We start from the raw sequence: 12,648 nt of genomic DNA, 5'->3' as shown, positions 1-12,648 counted from the left end.
GTTATTCGGGAAGTTTTATCGCATATTAAATACCTGAAAAATATGCATTCTACGTATAGAAACTCCATCTAAAAAACCAATAACTTTAGATGAAAAAATCATTTTTAGATATAATTTAATCAGCTAAGCGATTTTTTTTAGTTGGGTTTTATACGATATGTTATACGTTTATTTGTAATTACCGTTCTAACTTGAACAAATAACAACGCGGCGTTAGATGCAAACGGACTACATGCAGTATTTGAATTTGAAGTCAACACCCTATACGAATAACCATCTTTTAATTTAGGAACATTGACAACGGTCAAAGTTGACGATTGTGCTCCCGTATGCCCTGCATCATTGACTATATCGGTATAACTTACACCATCTACACTTACCTGCCATTGATATGTATCTGCATTTAAACCTGAAGACGAGAACGTAGCATTTTCACCTGTCAATACTGTTATATTTTGTGGTTGATCTACAATAGAAACTACCGGAACCGTATTGATTGCATAATCGCCCAAATCAACTGGACAATTACTATTACCCCATCTTACCCATAATGCATATGTACCAGATGGAAGATCAGAAAATGTATAACTGCCACTAGAATCTGCTATCGTAGAAGTATAATTAGCTTGATCATCTATACTAAATTGTATTCCGCTTCTATTAGGATGATTTGCAAAGCTAAAAGTAATTGACCCATTATCTACCCCACAAGTGGCATCCGTTGTAGTAACTGTTGCTGTTGGGGCTGAATAAATAATTACGTTAACTGTATCATCATCACTACAACCGTTAGAATCTGTTACTGTTACTGTATAGGTTACCGTTGTATTTATATCAGGGTCTCCTGACGGACTTACTGTAATAGATGGCGTAGTCTCTCCATTGCTCCATGCATATGTATACCCTGCCCTACTACCACCAGAAGCAGATGCTGTTAAGGTTGCCGATTCACCATCACATATCGTTTTATTTGCTCCTGCATTCGCAAGTGGTGCCGCATTCTCTGTTACCGTTACCGCTGTTCTTGAACTACTTACACAACCTGTTGATGTGTTTTTTGCTTCGGCATAATAGGTTCCTTCAGCTGTTGGTTGATACGTAAGACTATTACTTTGCAATACATTTCCTCCAGACGCAGCATCATACCAATCTATAGTTACTGTTCCTCCACTTGTACTTGCTGAAATTTCAGGAATAGTAGCTCCTTGACAATATTCTTCATCTCCATCATTTACTGGAGGGTCTACAACTGGACAAACACAATTTGGCGCTGTAACTGGTAAATCTCTACTACAATTACCTTCTTTAATTGTTACAGTAACATCTGTACCGTCTGACACATCAGCAATTTCCCAAACATTTCCAGATAAATTAGTAACAGTACCTTCTGTAGCTGTAACTGTACCTCCACTTACCGTAACCTCAAAAGTGTAGGTTGTAGGTTGAAAGAGTGCAAAATTACAGCTTGGTGAACTCGTAACCGTTATGGTAGGCGTTGGTTCTACTGTAACACTAACCCCATCGGTATCCGTACATCCATTGCTATCGGTTACCTGAACCTGGTAATCTACGACTACATTTCCGCTGGTATTTCCAGGTGGTGATACGGTAATTGTTGGAGTGTTTTCGCCCGTACTCCAAAAATATGTATATCCACTTCCACTACCTCCCGAGGCTGTTGCTGTTAGGGTAGCCGAATCGCCATCACATATAGTTTGGTCTTCTCCGGCGTCTAAATTAGGTACCTCTATATTTAATACCGCTTCATCAGATATGGTATCTTCACATACATAAGCAGCATTGGAGACAATTGCTCTATATCTACTATTGTCATCTGATAGCGATGGATTTGTTATCGTTAAAATTGCTGTATCGGAACCAGAATAAATTCCTCCGTCAGAAATACTCGTCCAGGTTCCGCTAATTAATTGTTGCCATTGATAACCATCTCCGTCTGATGTTATACTAAAATTTGTTGTGCCATCTGGGCAAGCATTTGAATCTGTAGGTTGTTGTGTTATTGTTGGAGCTGTTGCAACTTGTAAAAAATCATAATCACCATTACTATCACCATCCGCTGGTGTATTGTAATTCGCTGCTATTACAGAACCGTCCGAATTAACTGCTGGTGTTCCCGAACCATACATGCCATTATTATCTGAATCTGCCGTAACATCGGCATAGGCTTCATCTGTGTCATTACAGCTATCACCATCACTATCATTATCTAAATGATTAGGATTTGCATCACCATCTAAATTACCAGTTCTACAGGCTGTAATACCAAATGCAATATCATCAAAAATTGAATAGGTTTGTGATGAGTCATTTATTTGCCCATAGACATAAAACCTAAATACATATTCAGTATTTGCATCTAAATAAATAGGGGCGCTACCCAAATGTTGGAAAGAGGCATAAGTTGCCCCATTATCTGTATGTAATACGTCTGTTGAAAGAGTTGTCCAAGCATTAGAACCTTCTTTGGTAAAAGCAGTTGCCGAATAATATGAATCACCTTGATTTGGCTGATACCAACCAGATCTAACTTCGTTTAAAATTATTGAGGATATTTCTGAAGTCGTTGTAAATGCAACCTCTATATAATCATTATTTTGAACAGCTTCTTCTTTTGTTAAAGAAGTAAATGGCTCTATTCTAACATTACTACCTGATATAGAAAATTTTGACCCATTCAATACCATTGTTTCTGTATCGCTCAGCACCCAATCTTCAATTTTCGAGTCATAATCTGTATCCATCTCCAAATTACCTGCAGGGGTATTCAATGTCCATGCAAATTCATTGGTAACACTATCTATAGATTCTTCGCAATCAGATATTCCATCATTATCATCATCTGCATCACAGCCATCTGGTACACCGTCATTATCGCTATCTATAGCATCATCAAAATATGGGCATTTATCGTTCGCATTATTGACTCCGTCACCATCATCATCACACAACTCTGAAGTAACCGTGTAATCAGCAGCACTTCCTTTTCCTTGCCCTCCACTTACCGTAGTTGGCACACCATTGAAATCAACAGCTCCTGCAATACTTCCATCTCCGTTTAAATCAGAAAAATCTAAATTATCTGCTCCTTCCAATGCGTCGAAGCAACCATCACCATCACTATCCAAATCATAAATATCCGCTATACCATCGCCGTCTGAATCTGAACAACCCGTATCTAACATTACATTATCAACAAACATCTTATCATGATTCGTTTGTGTTGCTACACCATCGAACTGCAATGTAACCGTATTTCCGGTAGGTGTAAAAGAAAAGTTACGTGTTTGCATATTGGTTGTCTCATTCCCATTTTGAGACCGACCTCCATTATTGGTTACTATTTGATTGGATGTTTCGGTAAATTGAACAGCACCATCAATTAATACATTTAAGGTTACAACTTTTCCATTACTATTGTCTGACCCTAAATCAAAAGTTATTGTATTTACAACACCAGCACTAACACTAATTTCTTGAAAAAAGCTAGCAATTCCTGTACCATTCCAATCTGGATAATATGCTCGATTAGCATCTTTATTCCACTGTTGACCATTGGCTGTCCAGCCTGTATTAAATATCCAGTCCGTGAAATTTCCATTTTCTACTAAAGACGATGATGTTGTACATTCATCTGAATCCAAAATTCCATCATTATCATTATCAAGGTCACAAATATCGTTTATGCCATCACCATCTGTATCAATACCCGTTGGATCCGTACATGGTTCAAAAATTCTAACTGTAGCAGTATCGTTTTTGCCTAAAGAAGGGCAGAGAGAATCAGTTGAATCTGTTATGGTATAATCAAAAGTAGTTTCACCAGGAAAAGGTGTTGTGTCACTATAAGTATAGGTAACTAATCCGTTTTCGGCATCGTCAATAACTACAGAACCTACAGAAGGCTGGGTGACACTTTCTATTGAAAAATTTTCTCCATCTGGTTCAGAATCATTTGTAAATAATTGAATTTGTACAGAAACGGAATTTCCGTATGTGACTTCAACTTCATCATCTTCTGCAATTGGAGCGTTAGGATTTTCTATAAGCTCAGCATCTGTAGTAGTTAAAGTATAATGATTTGTACCTGCTATAGTACTAGGTTGTGCTATGGCTGTTGCTATTAACCTAGAATATCCACTAGACTCAGAAGAGTCGTAGAAATTTGGATAATGAACTTCTATAATATAAGTTTCACCCTCACCTAAAGGAAGTCCAAAATGAACTTCTTCGGGTTGCTGTGTACCATGGCCATAAACACCATTAACCTGCCTTAGGCCACTTACGATATTACCTTCACAATCACGTATCAATACATTTGTACCTATAGCGACCCTACCTAAAAAACCGCCTGTAGAACCATTTGCACCTCTATCTTCAGTAACATCTATAAGTAAATGATTATTACGGTTAGCCGCTGATAAATTATTAATATATAATTGATTACTATTATTATTGATGCTGATATAAATATCTAAATCTCCATCGTCATCGACATCGACCATTGTAGTACCTTCACCGTCTGTACCCGAATTAAACTGTTGAGAATCTAGCGAAAAATTCATTGCCGAACCACTGCCTATAATACCTGGCGCCGGTGTTGGACTATTTAATTGGTTAATATATAAGTAACTTCTGCTGTTACCTACTAAAATAATATCAATATCGCCATCATTATCTATATCACCACCGGCCAAAGCATCTATTCTTGCCCCAGAACTACCAATATCAATATTGCCTGGCTGAGGCAAACCTGGAAAAGAACCAGCTCCTAACGCTGTAAATACTCCACCACCATCATTTCTATGTATTTGCGTTTGACCATTTTCTGTCCAAACCGCATCCAAATCACCATCGTTATCTAAATCCCATAAACCATTGGCTCCTTTATTATTATTCGATGCTTGACCTAAATCTGCTCCATTAGAAAAATTACCCCCTTGATTAAGGAAAAAATCGTTCTCGTCGCGCTTACGCATAAAAATATCTACCCAACCATCGTCATTAACATCGGCTGCAGTACCATAATCCCCATCTGTTGCAAATTGATTTAAACCATACTCTGTAACACCGCTACCGTTACCGGTCGTAATATGTGTAAATAATACATTTGGAGCAGGGTTTGATACGGTATGAGTAGTATGGTCAATAAAATTATTTCTTAATAATTCTATTCCCAAATCATGATTGTCGAAGAAAATATCTAAATCACCATCTCCTTCAAAATCGAAAAAACCGATTCCTTCGGAATTTACATTTGGAATGACAATTGTAGCACCTGACCTACCTATAGTTATAGGTGCCGACCCACCAATACCATCACCAAATGTACCATCTGTGTTTTGAATGAAAATTTGAATTGCTTTTCTAGCATTATTATTACCTGAAGAGTTTATTAAAAAATCTGGTCTACCATCATTGTTAATGTCACCCCATGCAGCTTGTCTTTCCGCCCAGTCTCCCAACATGCCCGGTACTAGGGTAGCCTGAACATTGGTAAAAGTATTGTTACCATTGTTACGCATTAAAAAACTTTTAACGCCTGAACTATTATTATTTTCTAGAACAAGAACATCTAAATCGCCATCATTGTCAAAATCGGACCATGCATGACCCCCATCTTTTGGCTGACCTAAATCTAAGCCATAAGAAGCCGCACTTTCTGTGAAAGTAGTTTGTGATTTTACCCCTATGGTAAATAATACGAGTATTAGTAAACAACCCTTACTATTTAGTCTTATCCCTTTAATAAGAGAAATCTTCATTCGATAACATTTATTCAGTAAAAGCGGAGGAAATATTTCACTTTATTATACAAAGTAAAAATGGGCTAATTTAGTTTAGTCATAAAATAAATGTTGTCAAAGCACTTCTGACACCGGTTAACAATATAAAAGTTGATGAATGACTATTTTCGGTATTTGAATTTATGAGATTTAATTACCCTTTATCCTGTAGGTAATACGCCTATTCGTTATTACCGTATAAGCCGTTATAACAACCTCTGGGGAAAACTCAGAAGTTGAGTTAGCTCTAGTACCTGTAGTGGTCACTAAATCACCAACAACAGTACCTGAAGGCAAAGGAAACACGAACTTATATTTATTGGTATTATCAGTATTACCATCTTCATCATTATATGAAGATGTGGTGCCGTCTTGATCATCTCCGCTACCTTCTATCGCTGTTCCAATATATACTTGCCCTTCTCCGTAATCTTGAGATAAGCCTAATTGGTTATCACCTAAAGTTGCCGTACCTTCATTTACATCGGTAAAAAACACTTCTACCGTTGTACCTGATGACGCCCAACCTGAAACAACCAAATTATTTCCTGACACAAAAGCTGAATTTATTACAGGAAAATTCTCAAGGTTATTCGATCCTGAATCAGAGTCAGAATTATCGTTTAATGTTACACCGTCCCTATCCAAATCTATACCTAGGCTTGGTATAACCGTACCATTAGCATATATAGAATTTTGACTGATTGTATTAGAAGTTCCAGAAAGTACTACTATACCTTCACTACCGTTAGAATATATTCTATTTTGTTGTATAACCGACCCACTACCGGCAACCTTAATGGCCATACCGTCGTAATTTCCACTACAATTACCACCGTTTTGCCCAGATAATAAAATATTGTTGTTCAACACTGTAACATTATCAACATCATCAATATCAATACCAGAGGCTGCCGCAGTTTCTATTAGATTTTCTTGAACAATTATAGTACTACCATTTTCTATTATAATATTGTCTGCGCAAGCAGAAGCCCCATTTGCATTCAAATGATTTGATTGAATATTACTTCTTGTACCGCCATTTACAAATATTCCCGCATCGGTATTAGAAGATATATAGTTGGAATAAATTTCTACATCTCCACCAGTTTGCTCTACACCATAATCTATATTTCCTGATGCTGCACCAATGGCATTAACTCCCAGTAAATTATTGGAAATAGTAGCTGAACCACCTTGTACCCGAATACCGGTATTATTATTTGCATAGACAGAAACACCTCTTACAGAAACATTAGTACCATTCAAATCTAAAACATCACCACCGTTCCTATGAATTTGAATTTCTGGTCTATCATAGTTTGGAAGAGCAGTATTCGATATACCTATACCAGTACCTCCAGACCCAATTGTACCAGTATTGGTATCACCAGAATAAGCTGTTTGTGTTCTACCATCTATAATGGTATTAGTACCCGTAATTGTAGTTAATGTGTTAGCATTATCTATGGTCAAGTCAAAATAACCACTTGCATTATAATTTGCGTCTGCAGTTCTACCAAAACTATCACCATTTGGTGGCATCATAAATATCGATACATCATCTTCTGCTGCTGGGTCGAAAATAGAATTAGCATCTATATCTAAAATTGCTTCACCTAACGTATTACTATTAATAATAAATTGTTCTAGCGAACCTTGACCAAATTGATTCGTATTAACAATAGTATTAAAGTTATAGCCAAAATCAATGTTAGCTACACCACTACTTTCAATATGTACTGCTGATAAACTTTGTGAGTCTGAAAATACACCTAATGCCGAATCGGTAAATGCTGCAGGATCGGTACCACCTATCTCTGTCAATACCTCAATATTATTATCAACATCGCCATAAGTTCTAAAAGTTTGTACAGGTACGCATGTTGTACAATTTATACCACTAGCTCTATTAGAGCGTACCGTTGAGTTTACTAATTTTACGTAGTAATCACCATCTGCCATACCACCAAAACTATAATCCCCATTAACGTTGGAATTTGTTCTTCTAACAAAAGTTCCGTCATCTTCGTATAATTCTACGATAGCACTAGAAATACCAACACCGTTAGCGTCAATCATATTTCTGCCCTCACCACCGCCATAATTAACATCTTCAAAAACGGTACCTGCAATTAAATTAGAAGGTACTTTTAAAACCACAGCTGCGGAAATAACAAAATCTTGACCAACATCTACATTTGCGGTTACTTCTGAATCTCCTGGAGAAACAAATGTGGAAATATCATAGGTATCCAAATCGACGCCATATGCTGTAGTGACATTATAATCTGGAGTTACCGTATTATCATATAAAGTTGAATTGTACGCATTATTCCCTGTTTGTCCACCGTCTCCAGTTAATCCAAAAGCTTGATTGTTCTGATTCGTAATAGATAGTCTTTCTCCATTCGGATTCGTTGTTCCCGAACTACTCCCATCTAAAGTAGAGTCTCCTTCCCATGATAAAAATGATGCTTTTGCGCCTGCACCGGCAATGGCATAAAAACTATCTAGTGTAAATGATGTTCCCTCATTACTTAAACCATCAAAACCTTGATAAAGGTTAATGTTTACTGCAGGCAAACTTGGGTCTTCATAAAATACAAAGAGTGTCCAACCACCTAAAACAGTAGCTGAAGAACAATAAGTATTCGAATTATCTACAGATAAACCAGAAAAATCGAACACATTGTTTGATGGATCAGCAATACCCTCAACGATATCGGTGACATCACTTACATATCCATAAAAATTTCGATTTGTTAAGGTAGTTTGATATTGAAAATTAGCATTTACGGTTTGCCCTTCAAAAGTTACTTCTCCATCTACCACTGTACTAGAATGTGCCCAATATAAATATGCCTTTTTAATCGTACCCGTATTAGGTATTGGAGCAATTAAAGTATTAGAGGATGATGTAGTTACAGAACATGCATTTGTATTATTATCATTTGTTCTTAGTGAACCACCTGTTGTAGAATAATCAAAATACCCATCAAACTCTTGAAACAAGGTTAACGGATCATTTGCCAATATTTGTGAATTAATAAAACCACTTGCCGTATCACTATAATCTACTGTAGCATATTGTGCTGTAGCATCTGAAAAACCAACAGTAAAAAACTCCACTAATTCTGGTACTCCATCATCTATAATAGGAACCGAGAATGTTTGCACATTACCTACTTCTCCACTAAACGTTAATGTTCCATTTACCGTAACGTAATCACTACCATTGGTAGCAGTACCATCGCTAACCATATACTCTACCGTAAACGGTGTTTCTATTAAACCAAAGAAAAAGGATTGATAACCATGCGCATCACGTACGTGAGTTACCGTAAAAATAGCGCTACCAGAATCTTCATCAATGTAAACGTCGTCAACCACTATTTTGGGACCGGGAGGTGAACAACTTACAGTAGCTTGCCAACCATTACCAGTAGTGTTATTATTAGAAGTAAACCTAAAGGTTAAACAACCATCATCATTAGATGCAAAAATTTGCGATGGCACATTATCATTATCGTATTGCCCTAATAATGTTGCACCAGTAGAATCACCGTCATAGACATACAAGATATCTCCTGATATTACATCAAACTGTTCAAAATCTACTTGTATATAATTGTCTGCAGTATCTGGACAAATAGTATACACAATATCTTCATTATCTGAATAATTACTAATACCACCAGAATCTAAAAAAGTGTCATCGCATGTGGTTGCCGAACCACCATCTGTAATAATTAAAGCATCATTTGCTAAAATTGTTCCTATAGCTGTATCTGCAATATCTACATCAGGATCAGATGTATTTGTAAATGCAAATTGAAAGGTTTCATCTCCTTCAAAAATGGTGTCATCAGTGATAAAAATCGTAATCGTTTCTGTATCATAAATGGAACCATCAAAATTTAAGGTGCCGCTAGATGTTGTATAATCTTGCCCTGCAATTGCAGATATATCAGTAGTAGTATAGTCAACAGTATATGGACCACTAGCCGCGCTACCTCCATGCCTTACCGTAAATGTTGCAACACCTGCACTTTCATCAACGGTAACATCATCTACTAAAACTTCTGAACCAAATGTGGCTGTAAATTGTACATTATCTATAAATATTATTGAATTATTAGTCCAATTCGTATCTGCAGGAAAGAATATAATAGCAGGGTTAGATGCAATTTCAGCAGCAGTTAAATCATATGACAAAGAACCTGCACCACTATCTAATCTCTGAACAAAATTCCAATTATTTGTATCTGAGTTATAAATAAAGACATCAATTGCCTCACCCCTTGCGGAATTGGCGTCGTAATCTAATGTTAAAGTTGCTGAAGAAGCACCTGACAATGGTACGAATCTATAAATCCAACCATCATCACTTTGTCTAAATCTAAGTCGACCGCCAGTTATTCTAATACTACCACCAGAAGCTCCATTATTATCATTTTGTTCAATCCAGTCTGAGCTAAAATTTTGAGTACCGTTATTTATAGCATAAGATGTGCTAGTAAAGGTATCTAAGTATGTTTCTTGTGCATAGAAACTTACTGTAAACAATATAAATATTAAATAAACGATATGTTTTAAACTCATAATCAACCTAATGGGGAAACATACAGCAGAGTATTACTGCAGTCGATATCACCCACAAAATTAACTAGAAGAAGAGGTGACGACTAATATATGTTGTGAATTGGTAGTTTTACCACATGAAGAAGGTTAATAGTGCTGTTTAAAAATAAAAAACACCATTATAATTTTACTGTAATTCATCGATTACAGCCTATTTTAGTTAGTCTTCACTCAATTTTTTTATGTCAAAATAAGTATTAAAACTAAAAAAGCAACCAATGAATTGGTTGCTTTTTTAGTTTTAATAAATAGCTTATTATTCTAATATAATAAATTCCGATCTTCTATTGACATCATGTTTGGATGCAGAACATTTAACACCATCTGAACATTCGTTCAATAGCTTAGTTTCACCGAAACCTTCGCTTATAAGCCTATCTTTAGATATACCTTTTTTAATCATATAATTAACTGTTGATTCTGCCCTTTTATTAGATAACCATAAGTTATATGTGTCGGTTCCCCTACTATCAGTGTGTGCATTCACTTTTATTCTTAAACTAGGATACTTTTCCATAGCTGCTATGACCTTCTCTATTTCTACCTCAGAATCCTCTCTAATATTATATTTATCAAAATCGAAATATATTGTACTCAACTGAAGTAATTTTGCCAAATCATCTCCAAATCCAGCTGTAATATTGTCTCTTTCAAGATAGAAATCGATGATTTTTGGTTTCCCATCAGAAACACCTATATATTCTTCAAAAGGCACGTAACCTTCCATTAAAGCTCTAACAAAATTACCTTTATTACAATCTAGTTCTAAATTATAACTACCATCAGAATCTGTAATAACTGATAATAGCTCTTCATTATTTTCATCTATAACTTTTACCGTTGCACCTACTAAAACTTCATTAGAAATTTTATCCCTAACCGTTCCTGAAACTTTTTGTAAACAGTCAAAAACTAGAGGTCGTGTTTCTGTAAAACTGTATATATCATCATAGCCCATTCCTTCTTCGCGGTTAGAGGCAACATAACCTGTTCTTAACTCTTCATTGAAAATAAAAGTGAAATCATCACTATTACTATTAATGGGCTTACCAACATTTAAAATTTTACCGGTAAAGTCTTGTCTTTTAATTTTTGTTGCAAAAACATCTAAGCCCCCTAACCCAGGGTGCCCGTCAGAGGAAAAATACAAAATTTCTTCAGAAGTTATATATGGAAAAGTCTCTCTAGCTTCTGTATTAATATTCGGTCCTAAATTTTGAGGTGTACCGAAAGAACGGTCTTCATTGACAGTAACCATATACAAATCTGATTCACCCAATGAACCTGGCATATCTGATACAAAATACAATGTTTTCTCATCAGGACTCAAGGCTGGATTAGCTACAGAATACGAATCGCTATTAAAAGGTAATTCTTCTACTTCTCCCCAAATACCTTCTTCAGTTAATACAGCTCTTAACACTTTTAATCTAACAATACCTTTGTCATCTTTTACAGTTCTTTTCTTTTCAGAATTGTTTCGTGTAAAATACATTGTTTTTCCATCATTGGTAATTACTGATGTAGATTCATGGTAACGAGTATTTACATTTTCACCCAGTTTCTTAACTTTCTCTAAAGAAGAACTATCTACATTTACTTCATACAAATCTAAAAAGTCTTTAGCATTCCAAGTGTGACGATATTTTGCAAAATTTCCTGTATCCCTATCTGAAGAAAAAATTAATCCTTCTTTGTAAAATGACGGTGCAAAATCTGAATATGGTGAATTATACTCGAAAGGACCTAAATTGTATCTACCTGAATTTTCCTCGATTTCAGCCATAAAATTTCGATCTTCATCAAAAACGTTAGCACGACCATCTCCTTTAGTAATTTCAATGAATTTATCCATTATAAGATTAGAGTTATCATACTCACCGATAGTTTTAAGTGACTGTGCATACTTAAAATAATCTTCTGCTGTTACTTCGACTGAATAGTCCGCAACCATTTGCCCATAGATGTCTGCAGCATCTTTATAATCCGCATTGTAATAGTATGAATTACCTAATTTTCTTAATAAGTCTGCAGAAACATAGCCTTTATCCAATACCTTCTTATAAATATCTATAGCAGGACTAAAGGAATAAGATTCAAATTTTTCATTTCCTTTCTGAATTAGACGTTCTTGAGCGTTAGTCAATCCATTAAAGAACAGTAATAATACTATTATAAACTTTACTTTATGCTTCATATA

General features: G+C 35.7%; 3 protein-coding genes. All 3 read right to left on the bottom strand.

Annotated features, from left to right (window positions below; translation table 11 throughout):
* Nucleotides 1-137 precede the first annotated feature (137 nt).
* Complete coding sequence (locus tag ACJJVP_RS10870) at nt 138-5,783, bottom strand: FG-GAP-like repeat-containing protein (RefSeq protein WP_405413597.1); 5,646 nt, start codon at nt 5,781-5,783, stop codon at nt 138-140.
* Nucleotides 5,784-5,954: 171 nt separating this feature from the next.
* The gene (locus ACJJVP_RS10865) at nt 5,955-10,409 is read right to left on the bottom strand and encodes a Calx-beta domain-containing protein (RefSeq protein WP_405413595.1); all 4,455 of its coding nucleotides are present in this window, start codon (nt 10,407-10,409) and stop codon (nt 5,955-5,957) included.
* Between the two features lie 295 nt (nt 10,410-10,704).
* On the bottom strand, nt 10,705-12,645 hold the full coding sequence (locus ACJJVP_RS10860; RefSeq protein WP_405413594.1) for an OmpA family protein: 1,941 nt from the start codon (nt 12,643-12,645) through the stop codon (nt 10,705-10,707).
* Nucleotides 12,646-12,648: the final 3 nt, after the last annotated feature.

Origin of the sequence: Maribacter sp. Asnod1-A12, assembly GCF_045063735.1 — a bacterium.
Lineage (GTDB): Bacteria > Bacteroidota > Bacteroidia > Flavobacteriales > Flavobacteriaceae > Maribacter.
The sequence above is the reverse complement of the archived record's forward strand: the minus strand, read 5'-3'. Positions and strand labels throughout refer to the sequence as shown.